The organism is Ruegeria sp. HKCCD7221, from assembly GCF_013031225.1.
In the GTDB taxonomy this organism is placed as follows: Bacteria; Pseudomonadota; Alphaproteobacteria; order Rhodobacterales; family Rhodobacteraceae; genus Ruegeria.
Genome location: NZ_WPZE01000008.1, coordinates 72,023 through 90,182 on the forward strand (window position 1 = coordinate 72,023; position 18,160 = coordinate 90,182).

Genomic DNA, 18,160 nt, shown 5'->3' on the forward strand with positions numbered 1-18,160 from the left:
GTGAGTAGATGATTGTGTTGGAGAAACGGCCTCAGCCGTCCAAGGCGTGGTCTTATGCCACCCCTCTGGTCGCGGTAGTGGCGACCATGCTTTTCGGCGGCATCCTGTTCGCCATTTTGGGCAAAAACCCGGTCGAAGCCATCGGTACCATTTTCTGGGAACCGCTGTTTGGTGAGTTCGCCTTTTACTACCGCCCGCAACTTCTGGTGAAAGGTGCGCCGCTGGTGCTGATCGCCATTGGCCTGTCGCTGGGCTTTCGGGCCGGTATCTGGAATATCGGCGCCGAGGGGCAATACATCATGGGCGCCATCTTTGGCGCAGGTGCAGGCCTGGCCTTTTATCCGCTGGACGCCTTCTACATCTTTCCGATCATGGTGATTGCCGGTGCGTTCGGTGGCTGGCTCTGGGCAATGATCCCTGCCTTTCTGAAGGTCCGCTTTGGCACCAATGAAATCCTTGTTTCGCTGATGCTGGTCTATGTGGCCGAACAGATGCTGGCCTCGGTTTCGCTGGGTCTGCTGAAAAACCCCGAAGGGTTCGGCTTTCCCGGATCTCGTAACCTGCAAGCCTATGACAGTGCGCATAACGCGGAACTGATCGCCGGGTCCGGGATGCACTGGGGTGTGGTGACAGCGCTGATCGCCGTGATCTTTGCCTATGTCCTGCTCAACCGTCACATGCTGGGCTTTCACATCCGCCTGACGGGTGAGGCACCGCGCGCTGCGAAATTCGCAGGCGTGAACCCGGCCCGCCTGATCCTGTTTTGCTTGGGCGTTTCCGGCGCATTGGCAGGACTGGCCGGAATGTTCGAGGTTTCGGGACCTTCAGGCGTGGTCAGCATCGACTTCAACGTCGGCTATGGCTTCACCGCGATCATTGTGGCCTTTCTCGGTCGTCTGCACCCGGTGGGTATCCTGCTGGCCGGTGGCCTGATGGCGCTGACCTATATCGGTGGTGAAATCGCGCAGTCCCAGCTTGGCCTGCCTGCCGCCGCCATTCAGGTGTTCCAGGGGATGCTTCTGTTCTTCCTGCTGGCCTTCGATCTTTTGACCAACTACCGCATCCGTGCGGCCCGTAGCGAGGTAGCGTAATGGACCTTGGTGAAATCAACCCCGTCCTCTTGGTCGCCTCTTTGATGGTGGCCGCAACCCCCCTGCTTTTGGCCGCGATCGGAGAGCTGGTCGTCGAAAAAGCAGGTGTTCTAAACCTCGGTGTCGAGGGCATGATGATCGTCGGCGCAATCAGCGGTTTTGCAATCTCGGTCGAGACCGGATCACCCTGGCTGGGCTTTATCGCTGCGGCGATCGGCGGCGCGGTACTGTCCCTGTTGTTTGTGCTGCTGACGCAGGTTGCGTTGGCCAACCAGGTTGCCAGTGGCCTTGCGCTCACCTTGTTTGGATTGGGTTTCAGCGCCCTTCTGGGTCAAAGCTATGTGGGGATCAAACCGCCCAGCATGGGGGATATTCACATCCCGCTGATCAGCGATATCCCGGTTATCGGCCCGATCCTGTTCCAGCACGACCCGATCCTTTACGTCGGAATTGCTCTGACTGCGGCGGTTTGGGCCACGCTGAAATACACCCGCGTCGGCCTGATCCTGCGCGCGGTCGGTGAAAACCATGACGCGGCGCATGCGCTTGGCTACAAGGTCATCAAGATCCGTATCATGGCGATCCTGTTCGGCGGCGCCTGCGCGGGTCTGGGTGGCGCTTACATCAGCCTTATTCGCGTGCCGCAATGGACCGAGGGCATGACGGCCGGTGTCGGCTGGATCGCCCTTGCGCTGGTGGTCTTCGCCAGTTGGAAACCGTGGCGCGCTTTGCTGGGTGCCTATTTGTTCGGCGGTATCACCGTGTTGCAGCTTAATTTGCAGGCAGCAGGCGTTGCCATTCCTGTCGAGTATCTGGCAATGTCGCCCTATATCATCACGATCCTTGTGCTTGTGATCCTTTCGGCCGACAAGAGCAGCGCACCTGCCTCACTGGGCCGGACCTTCCATGCCTCGCACTAGAGGCCAACTGAACCAACTTGGGGAGTAACTACATGAAATTCACTTCACTTCTGACAAGCGCGGCAATGGCGCTGGGTCTGGCGACAGGCGCCATGGCCGAAGACAAAACCAAGGTCGGCTTTGTCTATGTCGGCCCCGTAGGCGACGGCGGCTGGACGTATGAGCACAACAAGGGCCGTCTGGCCGTTGAAGAGGAATTCGGTGACAAGGTTGAAACCGTCTTCGTTGAATCCGTCCCCGAAGGCCCGGATGCGGAACGCGTAATGACACAGATGGCGCTGGAAGGCGCGGACCTGATCTTTACCACTTCGTTCGGCTACATGGACCCGACGATCAACGTTGCCAAGAAATTCCCCGACGTGAAGTTCGAGCACGCGACCGGCTATAAAACCGCGCCCAACGTCTCGGTCTACTCCGCCCGCTTCTACGAAGGCCGCGCCGTACAGGGTCACATCGCGGGCAAAATGACCAAGTCGAACATCATCGGGTATATCGGCTCGTACCCGATCCCTGAAGTGATCCGCGGCATCAACTCGGCCTATCTCCACGCCAAGGCCGTGAACCCGGATGTCGAGTTCAAGATTGTCTGGGCCTACACCTGGTTCGACCCGGCAAAAGAAGCTGACGCCGCCACCGTTCTGATCGAACAGGGCGCAGACGTGATCCTGCAGCACACCGACTCGACCGCGCCGCAAGCCGCCGCGCAAGAGGCGGGCAATGTTGTGACCTTTGGTCAGGCGTCTGACATGAGCGAATACGCCCCCTTCCCGCGCGTATCCTCGATCATTGATGACTGGGCCCCCTACTATATCGCCCGGACCAAGGCCGTGATGGACGGAACCTGGGAAAGCGCGAACACCTGGGATGGTATCCGCGAAGGCATGGTCGCAATCGGCGAGATCTCCGACGCGGTGCCTGCTGACGTCAAAGAGGAAGCACTGGCTTTGAAAGCCGCAATGGCTGCTGGTGAATACCACCCCTTCACCGGCCCGATCAAAAAGCAGGACGGCAGCGACTGGCTGGCGGACGGCGAAACCGCCGATGACGGCACACTGGCTGGCATGAACTTCTACGTCGAAGGGCTGGAGGGCGAAATTCCGCAGTAAGCCACGCGTATATAGTGTGAGACAAAGCCCGCCTCGTTTGGCGGGCTTTTTTCTTGTCATGCATTCACGGCGCAAACCGCGTAAGATAGCCCAAGGCACGGCTTGCGAGGGATCGCCGATGGAGGATTTTCTAGACGGCAAAAGACGTGCCGCCATTCTGGCCATGGATGTGTTGGGCTACGCCCATCTGACAGAAACCGATGAGGTCGGAACCCTGCGCGCTGTACGCGAACTGCGGAACGCGATCATTTCGCCCGCGTTGGATCAAAATCAGGGGCGATTGGTCAAAACGATGGGCGACGGCTTTCTGGCCGAAATCCCGGAGCCTGAAGCGGCGCTAACCGCTGCGATGCGCATTCAGGCCGAGGCCGCAGCCCAGGCCCGGCAGCAGCCACCGGACGCGCGCATTCTGCTGCGCATTGGGGCACATCTTGGGGATGTGTTCGTTGACGATCAGGACATTCTGGGTGACGGCGTCAATATTGCCGCCCGGTTGGAAGGGCTTTGCCACGCCGGGGGACTGGCCGCCTCGCAGGCATTTGTCGATGCGCTGCCGCAGGGTAAGACAAAAAACCTGACACATGATGGTCAACATCAACTCAAGAACATCTCGCGCCCTCTGACCGTGTTTCGCTGGCAGGCCGAAGGGATATCGCCCGTGCCGTCCCAACCTGCGATCCGAACCGGGCCGCCGACCCTTGCGGTATTACCTTTCCAGAATCACTCCCCCGATCCCGGACATGCCTTTTTTGCCGAAGGGCTGGCTGAAGACATCATCTCGGGGCTGCAACAGATGGGTCGAGTGCCGGTTGTTTCGGGCGCGTCCAGCCTGTCCCTGAACCCAGAACTGAGTGTCGAAGACGCTGCGAGGGTCCTGGGGGCGCAATACCTTGTGACCGGAACATTGCGCCGGTCGGGTCCACGGGTACGGGTGACGGTGGAATATATCGAGGGATCGACCGGGCTTGCCCTCTGGTCCGAGAAATACGACCGGCCGTTCGAAGATGTGTTTGAGATTCAGGACGACATCACCCTGCGTGTCGTTACCGCATTGGACACCGAGCTGGTCGAGGGCGAGATCGACCGCATTCGCCGCAAACGCCCCGACCATCTGGGGGCATGGGAAAGGTACCTGCGGGGGATGTCGGGACTTAGAAAGCCTGGGCTGGAAGATTTGCAAGCGGCACAGATTGAGTTTCAGTCCGCTGTGGCACTGGATGAAGATTATGGTGAGGCCTGGGCTGGGTTGGGATGGGCCTATCTTAAGGAATATGGGTTTGGTGCGTCCGAACGCTCAAAGGATGTTTTGGACAAGGGGATGGCCGCTGCGCAAAAGGGGCTGGAGCTAGCAAATAAATCTCCGTTTGCGCATTATGTGATGTCGACAGCCTATGTCTGGCAGGGAGAAAAAGCGTTAAGCCTCAAGGAATTGGAATACGCGATCCGCCTTAACCCCTTTTTCACACGCGCTAAACTGGCCTATTTCAACCGGTCCGAACTTGCCGATCCCAGTATCGGCCCACAGGCAGTCGAGGAAATACGCAAGGCTCTGGCCTTGTCTCCGCGGGAACCTGACCGCGGATTCTATTTCTGGGCAATTGCCCGAATGTATCTGGTTGCGGGTGAAAATATCGAAGCGTTGGACTGGGCAGATCGCGCCGTCAATGTGCGCCCCAACGATCCCAACATGCTGTATCGCCGCGCCATCTGCCTTGCCGCCTTGGACCGCGTGGGTGAAGCGCAAGAAGCTCTGGCCGCCTGCGAAGGCTTGTCCGAGGGTTATGTCGACCGGATGCGGGACTGGCGGCCCTACGACGACGCCCGTAACGAAAAGGTTTTTGCGGGGCTGCACCGCAACGGTCTGGCCGGATAACGTGTACCCGGCCAGACTAAGTTGAAATCAGTGCCCCGTCAGCACCAGCGTATTCACCGGCATCAGGATCAAGCGCAGGCGCAGGCCTGCGGCGTGGACCACTCCGATCGTGTCGATCACATGCAGGGCGGCTGATTGCCAAAAGTCCAACTCTTCGTGCTCTAGCCGTTCGTGATTGTCGGTATAGACATTCGCAAGGCAATTACTGCCCGGTGAGATGTCATCGGCCGTGCCTTTGTAGAGCGGCTCCATGTAAACCAGAACAGATCCCGGGACTGTATTTGTCTGAACATCTCGCAATTCGTCGGTGGGCCGAATTTGGCCCGAAGGGATCACGTCTTGCACTTGAACCACCACCATGGGGATCACGGTGAAAGGTTTGGTCATGCAACCCAGCTCTCCGATCATGCCGGGCTTGATGACCTGCGCTGACATTTGGTTGAACGCCGCCTGAAATCGGTTATGGCCCGACTGCGAGGGAACAAGGATACCCGCTGGCCGCAATAGCGGACTGACGTAGTCGCCGACCTGCAAGCCAAACTGCTCCACCCGGCCAGTGACGCCCGCGTTGATCACGGTCTTTTCCAGCTCGGTCATTGCGGCGTCCAGTTGCGCAGTGGCACTGGCCATTTGCGCCGGGATCAGCTCTTCGATCTGCTGCCCCACAGCCGCACGCCGCGCTTGGGCAGCAACCAATTGTGCCTCACGCTCGGCCACAAGGTTTTCCAGCCGGTCAATCTCGGCCAAGCGCACCGCACTGGAGCCTTCGTCCCGCAGGGTGGTGTTGCGCTCAAGGTCCTCCAGCGACTGATCCAGCGCAGCCTTGGCGCCAGCGATTCCCGCCTCAGCTTCGGCCAGATCAGTCTCGGCCACTTTCAAGGACGCCTGCACCTGCGCAATTTCTGCCCGGGCGGCCTCGACCATGGCGGTTTGGGTGAAGTCCTCGATCCGAAAGATCGGCTGACCTGCGACAACCTGCTGGTTATTCGTCACATAAACCTCGGATACGCGACCGCCCAACTGCGGCAGGATCGTCACCGTCCGGAAATACGAGGCCGCTGTTTTGCTGGCCGGGTGAAAGTAGAACAGCGTGGTGATCACGGTCAGCGCCAGAATGGCACAGGTGGTCAGGCCCCAGCGCAGCTCATACCACATGGTGAACAGCGTGATCTCATGACCGATCCGCTTGCCCTGCACATAGCGGCGGAACAAATAGTCAGGCAGCACCGTAATCAGCGCGCACATCAAAGTCTCAAGCATGACTTACGGCTCCTGCTGCACGGGCGGCTCGGAAGGTTGGGCCTCGGGCTTGCCCAAAGATCGGATCGCATCGGCAATCGCCCTAAGCGGTGCTGCAACGTCAGGGAACTGGAACCCGGCCACCAGAATAGCGGCAACCCAGAACAGCCCATTATGAGTGAACAGCGCCAGCAGCGCCAGAATGCCCACTAGCTGAAACTGAGGGTGGTTGGATTCATGCGCAATCTTTTCAGGGATCGAGTGCAGGGTGAAATAGCCCACACCAATCAGGATGATGACCCCAACCGTGAAAAAAAACATAAACGTCAAAAGAAAGTCACTGCCATCCGCCTGTGTCACATAGGACGGAATATGCCCCGTGGCCATTGGGTGTAGGTCTGCGGTACTCACCCTGCCCTCCTCTAATTGGTTGATCCTTGTTTGGATGGGTTGATGCGCAAATTCAACCCTGCTTAAAGTTCGCGGACACTTTCGCAAACAAAGCGCCATGCGCATCGCAAAGGGGTTAAATGCTTGATTTCCTGATCATCGGCGGCGGAATAGCGGGTCTCAGCACAGGCGCGCGGCTGTCACTTCACGGTAAGGTCATCGTGCTCGAGGCGGAAGACGCCCTTGGATATCACGCCTCAGGTCGGTCAGCGGCGTTGTTTGAAGAAAGCTACGGTCCTGACTCGGTCGTTGCGCTGAACAAGGCAAGTGCAGAGTTTCTGGCCTCAGAAAATGGTGGATACCTCACGCCGAGGGGCCTGATGCTGATCGGAGGAAAAAACCAGCAAGACGTATTCGCCCGCGATGTGGTCGATTTGAACATGCAGGATTTGCCCGTTGCAGAAGCCCGTGACCGCGTTCCAATCCTGAACCCTGATTCAGTGGGGTTTACCGCGATCAGCGACGGTGCGTTTGATATCGATACCGACAGGCTCTTGCAGGACTTGGCCCGCGTCATCCGAAGCAATGGCGGAAAGGTCCTGACCAGAAACAAGGTCACAGCCATACACAAAGACAGGCACTGGATTGTCAGCGCCGGGCAGACTTACGATTCCCGAAATATTGTGAATGCAGCAGGCCCGTGGGTCGATGAAATTGCAATCATGGCTGGTATTGCCCCAATCGGCATTTCACCCCGCCGTCGGTCGATGGCACGATTGCCGGCCCCGGCCGGTCACAACCTGCGCGAATGGCCGATGCTTCTGGGCGTACAGGAGGCCTGGTATGCGAAACCCGATGCCGGGAAACTGATTGTCTCACCGTCCGAGGCTGATCCGGTCCCTCCACACGATGCGTATGCTGACGACATGGTTCTGGCCGAAGGTCTGGCCAGATATGAAGAGATGGTTACCGAACCTGTCACTCGGGTCGAGGCCAACTGGGCTGGTTTGCGCAGCTTTGCGCCTGACGGCACGCTGGTTCTTGGCCCTGATCCCGTAGATCCAACATTTATCTGGTCCGCTGGTCAGGGAGGGTATGGGTTCCAGACTGCCCCAGCCGCATCGAAGCTGGTGGCCGATCTTGCGACCGGCCACATGCCCGAATTGGATGACGCCAGTGTTCGGGCTCTGAAACCGGAAAGGTTATGCCAATGAGGAAACGAAACCTGCCTTCAAATGCCAGTGTTGCCACCGAAGGCGAAGATGGACGGCTAGTTGCACCCGCTGCGTCCCGTAATTCAGACGTGCTGTGCGATCTCTTGGTGCGGTGGGCACCCACCCAAGGTCGGGCGTTGGAAATAGCCAGCGGCACCGGACAGCATGTCAGCGCCTTCGCACAGCGCCTACCACAGCTTCACTGGCAACCAACAGAAGTCGATCCAGAGCGGCGCGCCAGCATTAACGCGTATTGCCGAGATCTGCCCAATACCACGGACGCCGCTGCACTGGACGCGACGTCTGACGGGTGGCACCAACACTTCGCCGGGCAGGACCTGATCGTGTTGATCAACCTGACCCACTTGATCAGTTGGCGAGAGACCCAAACGCTGATCTCAGAGGCCGCACTTGCCCTGTCACCAGAAGGGCGCTTTGTCCTCTATGGGCCGTTCATGCGATCGGGGACTCTCACCAGTGACGGGGATCAACGTTTCCATGACGCGTTGGTGCAGCAAGACGGCGAAATCGGCTACAAGAATGACGAGGACATCGCGGCGGAAATTTGCGCACAGGGACTGAATGTTATTGGGTTGATCGACATGCCAGCAAACAACCTCGCCTTCGTCGCCGAAAAACCCCAGACCTGATCAAGATCAAAGTTCGAACACGTATTCTCATTCACATTCCACTTACCATATGTGAATGAGGATAGACATGACTTGGCAGGAAAAGCTAACGGACACCCGCAAGGGACTACGCACTCTCAACACCGCAATCCCCGAAACAGCACGCGCGTTTGGGTCCTTGGGAGAAACGGTCAAAAAAGGCGGAACGCTTGACTACAAGACTAAGGAATTCATTGCGCTAGGTATGTCAATCGCTATCCGCTGCGAACCTTGCATCACATTGCATACCGAAGCCTTGGCCAAGTCAGGCGCGTCCCGAGAAGAGGTTTCGGGCGTACTTGCTATGGCCATCCAAATGGGCGGAGGACCGTCGATGATGTATGCAGCCAAAGCTCTGGAGTGTTTTGACGAATTGTCGGTCTGAACGCCTTTACCCGCAAAAAGCCGGCATACGCAGGCTTGCCTCCGGCGGAAGTATTTTTGAACAGAAGAAGAAACGGTTTCTTAACATATTGAGGCCACAAAATCTCTTGCGGTACAGGCGGAAGCGCCGATGGCCGTAACAGGAGAAGGCCCCCCTTGCCAAAAGCAGGGGGGCTGGATCATTTTCCAGCCCCCGCTTCTTCTGTTTAGAAATACTTCCGCCGGAGGCATGGGCCGCTGCAGGCGGCGCATTTCTTGGGCGCTGCCAACAACATCGTACGGGATCAACCGTCCTTACGGATGGTCTCGTTTTTCGGATCGTAGGGGCTGTCACAGGTGACAACCGCATCCCACAGCTTATCCTGAATTTTGACCTTCAGTTTGGTGCCTTCAACCGCCAATCCGGGCGTCACATAACCCATCCCGATGGATTTCTCGAAGGCCACGGAATAGCCGCCCGAGGTCAGGCGACCCACACGCTCACCTTCCGGCGTATATAGCGCCTCGCGGCCCCACGGGTCAGCATCTTCCGGCCCGTCGATCAGCAGGGTGCAGCATTTCACACGTACGCCGGTCTCTTCCAGCTTGGCCTTACCGTAGAATTCCTTGGATAGGTCGACAAAGCGCGGCAAGTCAGCCTCAAGCGGGGTCGCATCGCGACCAAGTTCAGTGCCGAAGGCGCGATAGGATTTTTCCTGACGCAGCCAGTTCTGGGCCCGGGCGCCGACCAACTTCATACCGTGTTTCTCACCCGCCTTTTCCAGCAGATCGAACAGGTAGTTCTGCATCTCGATCGGGTGGTGCAATTCCCAACCCAGTTCGCCGGTATAGGCCACGCGGATTGCGTTCACGGGGCACATGCCCAATTCGATCTGACGGGCCGACAGCCACGGGAAGCGCTTGTTGGACAGCGCGGTTTCCGGGTCGGCGTCCTTGATGACCTCTTTCAGAACATCACGCGACTTGGGCCCTGCGATGGCGAAGACGCCCCACTGAGTGGTCACGTCCTGGATCTCGATGTAGCCGAACTCCTCCATCTTGTCCTCGGCCGCTTTGCGCAGATAGTCTGCGTCATACTCGGTCCAGGCACCGGCAGAGACGATATAGTAGCTGTTCTCGCCGTTGCGGACGATGGTGTATTCGGTACGGGTGGTGCCGTGCGAAGTCAGCGCATAGGTCAGATTGATACGTCCGACCTTGGGCAGCTTGTTGCAGGTGAACCAATCCAGGAACTGGGTGGCACCGGGACCTTTGACGACATGCTTGGTGAAGGCCGACGCGTCGATCAGGCCAACGCCTTCGCGGATCGCCTTGGCTTCTTCGACAGCGTACTGCCACCAGCCACCGCGGCGGAAGCTGCGGCTTTCTTTGTCGAAATTGTCTGCCGCATCCAGCGGGCCATAGTAGTTCGGACGTTCCCAACCGTTAACCCAACCGAACTGAGCGCCGCGCGCTTTCTGGCGGTCATAGGCCGGGACGGTGCGCAGAGGACGGCAGGCTTCACGCTCTTCATCCGGGTGGTGCAGGATGTAGACATGCTCATAGCACTCTTCGTTCTTGCGCGCGGCGAACTCGGTGGTCATCCAGTTGCTGCTGTAGCGTTTGGGGTCCAGCGAGGCCATGTCGATCTCGGCTTCGCCATCGACCATCATCTGTGCCAGATAGTATCCGGTGCCGCCTGCAGCCGTGATACCGAACGAGAATCCTTCGGCCAGCCACATGTTACGCAGGCCCGGAGCCGGACCAACCAGGGGGTTGCCGTCGGGGGTATAGCAGATCGGACCGTTGAAATCGTCTTTCAGGCCGGATTCGGCGCAGGACGGAACGCGTTCGGCCATCGCCATGTATTGATCCGCGATCCGGTCCAGATCCAGCGGGAAAAGGTCCGCACGGAAGCTGTCCGGCACACCGTGTTCAAAGCGCGCAGGGGCGCCGTGCTCGTAGATGCCAAGAATCCAGCCACCACGCTCTTCACGGGCATAAGATTCATTGTCGGCGTCGCGCACAACGGGATGTTCCGGGTTGCCTGCTTCGCGCCAATTGACCAACTCAGGGTCTTTGTCCATGACGATAAAGGTGTGTTCAACCGGGATCGCGGGCATCTTGATGCCCAGCATCTTGGCGGTACGCTGTGCGTGGTTGCCCGAAGCGGTCACGACGTGTTCAGCGGTGATCACCACCTGCTCGTCGCTCTCGACCAGATTGCCACCCTTTTCCACCATTTTGGTGCAGGTGACTTCCCAATGGGTGCCGTTCCAGTGGAAGGCATCGGCCTGTATCTTGCGGACAATGTCCACACCGCGCTGACGGGCACCCTTGGCCATGGCCTGCGTTACGTCGGCAGGGTTAATGTAGCCGTCCTCGGTATGATAAATCGCACCTTTCAGGTCCGAAGTTTCGATCAGCGGCCAGCGTTCCTTGATCTGCTCGGGTGTCAGCCACTCGTATGCGACGTCACAGGTCTCGGCGGTTGAGGCATAGAGCATGTATTCGTCCATACGCTCTTGCGTTTGTGCCATGCGCAGGTTGCCGACCACGGCGAAGCCCGCGTTCAGGCCGGTTTCTGCTTCAAGCTGCTTGTAGAAATCGACCGAATACTTGTGGATGTGAGTCGTCGCATAAGACATGTTGAACAGCGGCAGAAGCCCCGCCGCGTGCCAGGTCGAGCCCGATGTCAGCTCGTCCCGTTCAATCAGCATCACGTCATCCCAGCCCGCTTTGGCCAGATGATAAGCGATCGAGGTCCCAACGGCGCCACCGCCTACGACCAGTGCTTTGACTTGGGTTTTCATAACCGGGCGTCTCCCCTTGAATTAAGTTGACACCATATGGCGCATTTGAGGGGCTCGGCGCGACATTCATCCGACCAGTGATATAAAAAAAACGACCCCCGGATTGCTGGGGGTCGTTTTTCCGCGTCTGGTTTCGATCTCTTAGCCGCCAGTCAGCGTGCAGGTCTTGAAGGCGTCCTTGGTGGCGCACTTGCTGACTAGACCCGCGCCACCCTTGTTGACGCGGACCTCGGGCGCCTGCGCGGTTTCGCTATTTTGGAACATGGATTTCAGCCCATCCAGAAAGCCACCGCCCTTGCTGCTTGCCTCTTGCGGGTTATCGCCACCTTTGAATGACGCAAACAGACGGCCGAACATGTTTCCGCCTTCCGCGTCGGCTTTTTGAACCTCACCATCCAGAAGAGAGGTAAGGCCGGTGCGATAACCAACTTGGATCAGATCATCCGCTGATTTGATCTTGTTTGCGGTCAAGTCGAACGTATCGCCCGGCAACCCGTATTGCGCAGCCAGGGTGTTCGCGACAAGCGAAAGCCCGTTGATGTTGTCAAGTCGAAGCCGCGCCAGTTCAGCCCGCAGCTTCATGAACTCACCACGAAGGCCTGCCATTTCGATGGCCAGCTCATCCTCGGTTTCGGGGTTCGTGGTCCTGTCGTTGCTGACACCGGGTACCGGCTTGCGAAGCAACGCATTCATACCGTCATAGTCCAGCTTCGCCAGAAACTTTCTAACCTCATGCGGGGGTGCGTTGGAATAGAGTTGCATCCGGACCTCCTGACCAAGGCCAAGCGTGCCCTTGTAGATGTCAAACTCGACCGGAGCATCCAGATCCGTGATACCCGCCGTGACCATCGACCAGAAGGATCGGTCATTCACGGTGATCACGCTGTATTTGTTCTGCTTGAATTGAAAGTAGGCCACGCCACCGACAATTGCGAATGGGGCATAATCGGCACCGCTTTGGCCCAGCGTGTCAACCGATCGCACGATATTGCCTGTCAGGGTGTTGGACCGCGCGTCCTCTTTCAGTGAGACCTGAAGCCAGATTGTATGCGTGCCGTTTTCATAGACCCAACTGGTGCGATCCAGCTTTTCAGCCAGTTGCTGCACCTTCCGCACCGCCACCTGCTTGGCCAGCGGGCGGGCGGCCTCGCTAATACCGTTTTGAAGTACACCTTCGCGGGCATCACGGGTATAGTCGCGATCCACAATTGCGCGGCGCACCCAGTCTTCGCCCGATTTCGGGGCATAGGGTTCGCTTCCGGCGCGCCAACGCTGCTTACGGTCGCGTTCAATCTGCTCGGCATCAAGCTCTTCGTTAAACAGTGCGAATCGCTCTTTGATCGTGTCGATATAGCCGCTGGCCGACAACGTATCCGCGCGTTTCTTGTCCTGCTGATAGTAGTCGAGCCCGGCAATGACCAAAACAACGACCAACGCAAATCCGACAATCCGTAATACGCCCATTTGAATACCTGAAAAAATTACTGCTCGTTGCGGTAACTGATACAGGCGAATTTGGGCATCCTTGTGTCCTAGGCGCGACGCTTCCGCAACGTTATCAATAATTCGATGAGGGAAAAATCTTTCCTGGATTCATAATGTTATCGGGGTCCAACGCCCTTTTGATGGCGCCCATATAAGCAACGGCTGGCCCCAGTTCTTTCAAAAGATACGGGCGCTTGCCCTGTCCGATTCCGTGTTCACCGGTACATGTCCCCTCCATCGAGATGGCAAGATCGTTGAGCCAGCCCACAAATCCTTCGGCGTTGGTCACTTCGTCAGGGTTGTCCATGTCAATCAGCAACAACGTATGGAAGTTTCCATCACCCACATGCCCAACCATAGGGGCCATCAGCCCCAGTTCACTCGCACGGTTCTGCGTTGCCGTCACACACTCTGCCAGATGTGAGATCGGTACGCATACGTCAGTCGAGATTCCGCGTGCACCAGGGCGCAGTTGCAGACACGCCCAATACATGTCGTGCCGGGCTTGCCACAGCTTGTTCCGCTCTTCCGTCGTTGACGTTGCCGCAAAATCTGTACCCCCGAATTCCTCGGCGATCTGACCAAAGGTTTCGGCCTGCTCAACTGCACCGCTTTCCGATCCGTGAAATTCGAGCAGCAGCAATGGCGTTTCCGGCAGGGTCAGGTTGGAATAGGCATTCGCAGCCTTCACTGACATTTCGTCCAGTAACTCGATCCGGGCGACCGGCACGCCGTACTGGATCGTCATCATTACAGCTTGGCAGGCCGCATCAACCGTTGGGAAGGAACACCGCGCCGAGGTGATCGCCTCGGGGATACCCTGAAGACGCAACGTGATCTCTGTAATGATACCAAGCGTTCCCTCAGCACCGATCAGCAACCGCGTCAGGTCATACCCAGCAGAGGACTTCTTGGCCCTGTGACCGGTACGAATAATCTGACCGTCGGGCATGACAGCTTCGAGGCTGAGGATGTTGTCTTTCATGGTCCCATAGCGTACCGCGTTGGTCCCCGACGCCCGGGTGGCAGCCATCCCCCCCAACGAGGCATTCGCACCGGGGTCGATGGGAAAGAACAGCCCCTGATCACGAAGGAATGTGTTCAGGTCTTCGCGCGTTACGCCGGGCTGCACGACACAATCCAGATCGCTGGCGTTGACTTTCAGCACCTTGTTCATCTGGGTCAGGTCGACCGAAATCCCACCGGCGGGCGCGTTCACATGCCCCTCAAGCGAGGTCCCCGTGCCAAAGGCGATCACTGGGACCTTGTGTTCGGCGCAAAGTCTGACGATCTCAGACACTTCTTCGGTCGAATGCGGGAACACCACGGCGTCTGGGGACTGGGTTTCAATCCACGTCGTAGTATGCCCATGCTGTTCGCGGATCGCCTGCCCTGTTTGTAGACGATCCCCGAAGGTAAACTTCAGAAGGCCAACGACCGTCTGAATGCCAGCCTCGTTCCGCGGCAATGCAACTGCTTGCGCCATGGTGTTCCCCTCTTAAACGCCAGGCTATTCGCCCAGCGCAATCCCTTCGCGGCGTGGATCGGCACCGCCTGTCAAAACTTCCCCGATCTCGATGGCGTGCAGGCCCGAGGTCAGGTCACGTGGATTAACCTCGTATCCCAGTGTCGTCAGCGCATCGACGAACCCCTCGGCCGATGTGCCCTGTTCGACATCGTAGGTGCCAAAACGGTTGACCAGATGGGGCATCGACAGTGCCTGCTGCACGTCCATGCCCCAATCCGCCCACGCAATGATTGACTTGGCAACATAACCAATAATCCGGCTTCCACCGGGTGAACCGATGGCCAGAACCGGTTTGCCATCCTGCATTACGATGGTCGGGCTCATCGACGAACGGGGGCGTTTGCCCGGTTCAAGGCGGTTCGCGATCGGAACACCATTGCTGTGGGTTTTGAACGAGAAATCCGTCAGTTCATTGTTCAGTAAGAACCCGTTGGTCATCAATCGGGACCCGAACCCGTTTTCGATCGTTGTGGTCATCGACAGGACGTTCCCATACTGGTCAACGATCGAGATATGAGAGGTCGACGGCAATTCCAGCGACACGTCATCCGCCCAATTCGACGAATGCTCGAATTCGGGGTTGCCAGGTGTTGCATCAATCAGAGCCGCATCGCCGCTCATCAAGGCGCCACGTTCCGACAAGTAGGCCGGATCAACCAGCCCTTTTGTCGGCATCGGGACAAAGTCGTGATCCGCCATGTACCGCCCGCGATCCGCAAAAGCCAGACGCGAGGCGTCGCCGATCAGTCGCCACGTATTGATATCCTCGGGCCCCATCGCCGCCAGGTCATAGCCATCCAGCATGCCCAAAATCTGACCCACAGTCAGCGCACCAGAGGAAGGCGGCCCCATTCCGCACACCTCATAGGCGCGATACGCCGCACAGACGGGTTCGCGTTCAATCACCTGATACAGCGCCAAGTCAATTCCTGACAAAATCCCCGGATTCCCCGGTGCGCTCCGCACCGTGTTGACGATACCTGCGGCGATCTCGCCCCCGTAAAAACCCGCTGATCCTTCGCTGGCAAGAACGCGCAGAGTGTCCGCATAGTCGGGGTTCATCAGGCGCTGGCCCTGTGCCAATGGCGCCCCATCCGGCAGGAAATACGCAGCGGTCGCCGGGAAACGCGACAGGCGTTCGGCGTCTTTTTCCACAAGGCCGGCCAGACGCGGAGATACAAGAAACCCTTCATCAGCCAGCGCGATCCCATCGGCGAACAGGCTGGGCCACGGGCTGCGCCCCCAGCGCCGGTGCGCCTCTTCCAGCAAGGCGGGCGTACCCGGTGTCCCCACCGACAAACCACCCACGACGGCGTCAAAGAATTTCAGCGGTTCGCCATTTTCATCTTGGAACAGCCGGTGATTTGCCTCCAACGGCGCGGTTTCGCGCCCGTCCAGTGTCGTCAGTTCGCCAGTGGCGGCGTCGTACCAAACAAGAAACGCCCCACCGCCCAGTCCGGACGACTGCGGCTCGACCAGGCCAAGCACAACTTGTACAGCTACCATCGCATCCGCAGCCGATCCACCGGCCCGCAATACCTTGGCCCCGGCTTCAACGGCCAACGGGTTCGCGGCTGCCACCATCCAATTCTGCGAAGAAACCGGCGCGCCAGCCAGTTTCGCCTCAAGCGAGGCGATCACTTCTTCGGTCAGACCTTGAACCTGCCCTTCGGAGGCACCTTCGGGGGCAACAGCGTCGGCTGTCTCTTGTGCGAACAAAGGGCCGGAAATTGCCATTGCGGTCGCGAACAACCCTGAAATCAGACTTCTTTTCATATTGTCCTCCTGAAAAAACATAAATTTGCGGGCTGCCGCACATTCCTACAGCATTGCAGGAACCACCTGGTCCGGTGGGCGGTGGCCATCTTCGAACGTCTTGATATTGATGATGACTTTCTCACCCATCTCGATCCGCCCTTCCAGTGTGGCCGATCCCATATGCGGCAGCAGGACAACATTCGGCAACTGCCGCAGGCGCGGGTTCACGTCCGTCCCGTGTTCGTAAACGTCCAACCCAGCCCCCGCGATATCGCCGGACCGGATCAGGCGGGTCAGCGCGTTTTCGTCAAGCACTTCCCCCCGCGAAGTGTTCACGATTACTGCCGAAGGTTTCATCAGCTTCAATCGCCGCGCATTCATCAGGTGGAACGTGGACGGTGTGGATGGGCAGTTGATCGAGATGACGTCCATTCGCGCAACCATCTGATCAAGGCTTTCCCAATAGGTCGCTTCAAGCTCTTGTTCCGTTTCGGGACGAAGCCTGCGGCGGTTGTGGTAATGAACCTGCATCCCAAAGGCGCTGGCCCGGCGCGCCACGGCCTGACCAATGCGCCCCATGCCCAAAATACCAAGACGGCGGCCACCGATGCGGCCACCCAACAGGGCGTTCGGGGCCCAGCCCTCCCACTCACCTTTTTGCATCACCGACAGCCCCTCGGGGATACGCCGCGTGACGGCAAGTATAAGCGCCATGGTCATGTCGGCGGTATCATCTGTCAGAACACCCGGAGTGTTCGAGACAAGAATGCCCCGCTGCCGCGCGGTTGCGACGTCGATATTATCGACCCCTGCCCCATAATTCGCGATCAAGCGCAGGTTTTCACCCGCCTGTCCCAGCAATCCGCCGTCAATTGTGTCTGTGACCGTCGGTACAAGGACATCCGCGCTTTGGACTGCTGCGACCAGTTCTTCTCGGGACATTGGGGTGTCCTCGGTCCGCAACTGAACATCGAACAATTCGCTCAACCGGGTTTCTACCGCCTCGGGCAACCGTCGCGTTACGACAACACTCAGACGTTCTCTTGGCACCTGTGCACTCCCACTGCTTTGCAAACCTTCGCGCGCCATGGCATCGTGGCGCAGGATAAGGCGGGGCACAAGAACCCCCGAGGCATTGAGTCGACCTTTTTTCGAAACAAGATCAACAGGCACAAGAGCAGACAGTCCGTGAGTGGTATTCTACCCCCAAAGCGCCGTTTGACGGCGGTTTTGTCCGCATTTCTGGTTCTGGTTGGCGCAGTCGCTGCCAGCGCGCAGGACAAGCGAGGTCAGGTGACCAATCTGCCGTTGCCCCGATATGTTTCGATGAAAGCCGCCGAAAGCAATGTACGTCGCGGCCCGTCCCTGACCCATCGAATCGACTGGGTCTTCAAACGCCGTGGGATGCCCCTGCAGATCACCGCCGAATATGGAAACTGGCGGAAGGTTCAGGACCGCGACGGAGCCGGCGGCTGGGTACACTATGCGTTGTTGTCTGGCGTTCGCACAGTCCTGATCGAATCTGACATGCTGCCCGTTTATGCCAACCCGGACCCGAACTCGCAGGTCAGCGCACAGTTCGAATCCGGCGTGGTCGCCCGACTTGGAAGCTGTACCATTGACTGGTGCCGAATTTCGGCGGGCGGATACAAGGGCTGGACCCTCAAGTCGAACCTTTGGGGGGTCGACCCTTCGGAAGTCCGGGAGTGACC

15 protein-coding genes are annotated in these 18,160 nt (G+C 58.4%); 8 read left to right on the forward strand and 7 right to left on the reverse strand.

All coding sequences use genetic code 11. The annotated features are described in order from the left end of the window. Window positions 1-8: 8 nt before the first annotated feature. The 4 genes from GOX73_RS17100 to GOX73_RS17115 all read left to right on the forward strand — a co-directional run bounded on the left by GOX73_RS17100 (window position 9) and on the right by GOX73_RS17115 (window position 4,990). Window positions 9-1,091: an ABC transporter permease gene (locus GOX73_RS17100; protein WP_171120147.1), complete on the forward strand. Its 1,083-nt coding sequence runs from the start codon at window positions 9-11 to the stop codon at window positions 1,089-1,091. After that, complete coding sequence (locus tag GOX73_RS17105) at window positions 1,091-2,011, forward strand: ABC transporter permease (protein WP_170384942.1); 921 nt, start codon at window positions 1,091-1,093, stop codon at window positions 2,009-2,011. Before GOX73_RS17100 ends, GOX73_RS17105 begins: the two co-directional genes overlap by 1 nt. A gap of 32 nt (window positions 2,012-2,043) precedes the next feature. Beyond that, a complete protein-coding gene (locus GOX73_RS17110) occupies window positions 2,044-3,117 on the forward strand; it encodes a BMP family ABC transporter substrate-binding protein (RefSeq protein ID WP_171120145.1) in 1,074 nt (357 codons plus the stop codon). Between the two features lie 118 nt (window positions 3,118-3,235). After that, window positions 3,236-4,990 (forward strand): adenylate/guanylate cyclase domain-containing protein, encoded by a 1,755-nt coding sequence (locus GOX73_RS17115; protein WP_171127000.1) that lies wholly within the window; start codon window positions 3,236-3,238, stop codon window positions 4,988-4,990. A gap of 27 nt (window positions 4,991-5,017) precedes the next feature. On the opposite strand, the gene GOX73_RS17120 is transcribed toward GOX73_RS17115, so the two are convergent. Together GOX73_RS17120 and GOX73_RS17125 are read right to left on the reverse strand one after the other, a co-directional pair. Then, window positions 5,018-6,250 (reverse strand): HlyD family secretion protein, encoded by a 1,233-nt coding sequence (locus tag GOX73_RS17120; RefSeq protein ID WP_171126999.1) that lies wholly within the window; start codon window positions 6,248-6,250, stop codon window positions 5,018-5,020. Between the two features lie 3 nt (window positions 6,251-6,253). Continuing rightward, entirely contained in the window at window positions 6,254-6,616 is a 363-nt protein-coding gene (locus tag GOX73_RS17125) for a hypothetical protein (RefSeq protein ID WP_171127034.1), read from the reverse strand. A 143-nt stretch (window positions 6,617-6,759) separates the two neighbouring features. Between GOX73_RS17125 and GOX73_RS17130 the strand changes: the two genes are divergently transcribed. The 3 genes from GOX73_RS17130 to GOX73_RS17140 all read left to right on the forward strand — a co-directional run bounded on the left by GOX73_RS17130 (window position 6,760) and on the right by GOX73_RS17140 (window position 8,886). After that, the gene (locus tag GOX73_RS17130) at window positions 6,760-7,833 is read left to right on the forward strand and encodes an FAD-binding oxidoreductase (RefSeq protein ID WP_171126998.1); all 1,074 of its coding nucleotides are present in this window, start codon (window positions 6,760-6,762) and stop codon (window positions 7,831-7,833) included. Then, on the forward strand, window positions 7,830-8,483 hold the full coding sequence (locus GOX73_RS17135) for a DUF938 domain-containing protein (RefSeq protein ID WP_171126997.1): 654 nt from the start codon (window positions 7,830-7,832) through the stop codon (window positions 8,481-8,483). The genes GOX73_RS17130 and GOX73_RS17135 overlap by 4 nt, the downstream gene beginning before the upstream one ends. A gap of 67 nt (window positions 8,484-8,550) precedes the next feature. Beyond that, complete coding sequence (locus GOX73_RS17140) at window positions 8,551-8,886, forward strand: carboxymuconolactone decarboxylase family protein (protein WP_171126996.1); 336 nt, start codon at window positions 8,551-8,553, stop codon at window positions 8,884-8,886. 283 nt (window positions 8,887-9,169) lie between these two features. Here the strand turns inward: GOX73_RS17140 and GOX73_RS17145 are convergent, their stop codons facing one another. The 5 genes from GOX73_RS17145 to GOX73_RS17165 all read right to left on the reverse strand — a co-directional run bounded on the left by GOX73_RS17145 (window position 9,170) and on the right by GOX73_RS17165 (window position 17,498). Continuing rightward, entirely contained in the window at window positions 9,170-11,677 is a 2,508-nt protein-coding gene (locus tag GOX73_RS17145; RefSeq protein WP_171126995.1) for an FAD-dependent oxidoreductase, read from the reverse strand. Window positions 11,678-11,818: 141 nt separating this feature from the next. Further along, entirely contained in the window at window positions 11,819-13,141 is a 1,323-nt protein-coding gene (locus GOX73_RS17150; protein ID WP_171126994.1) for a hypothetical protein, read from the reverse strand. A gap of 94 nt (window positions 13,142-13,235) precedes the next feature. Beyond that, the gene (locus GOX73_RS17155) at window positions 13,236-14,648 is read right to left on the reverse strand and encodes an FAD-binding oxidoreductase (RefSeq protein WP_171126993.1); all 1,413 of its coding nucleotides are present in this window, start codon (window positions 14,646-14,648) and stop codon (window positions 13,236-13,238) included. A 24-nt stretch (window positions 14,649-14,672) separates the two neighbouring features. Further along, a complete protein-coding gene (ggt, locus tag GOX73_RS17160) occupies window positions 14,673-16,466 on the reverse strand; it encodes a gamma-glutamyltransferase (protein WP_171126992.1) in 1,794 nt (597 codons plus the stop codon). 45 nt (window positions 16,467-16,511) lie between these two features. Continuing rightward, window positions 16,512-17,498 carry a D-glycerate dehydrogenase gene (locus GOX73_RS17165; RefSeq protein WP_171121666.1) on the reverse strand — a complete coding sequence of 329 codons (987 nt, stop codon included), beginning with the start codon at window positions 17,496-17,498 and terminating at the stop codon, window positions 16,512-16,514. 138 nt (window positions 17,499-17,636) lie between these two features. Here GOX73_RS17165 and GOX73_RS17170 point away from each other — a divergent pair, with 138 nt between their 5' ends. Then, window positions 17,637-18,158 carry an SH3 domain-containing protein gene (locus GOX73_RS17170; protein WP_371808658.1) on the forward strand — a complete coding sequence of 174 codons (522 nt, stop codon included), beginning with the start codon at window positions 17,637-17,639 and terminating at the stop codon, window positions 18,156-18,158. The last annotated feature ends 2 nt before the right edge of the window (window positions 18,159-18,160 follow it).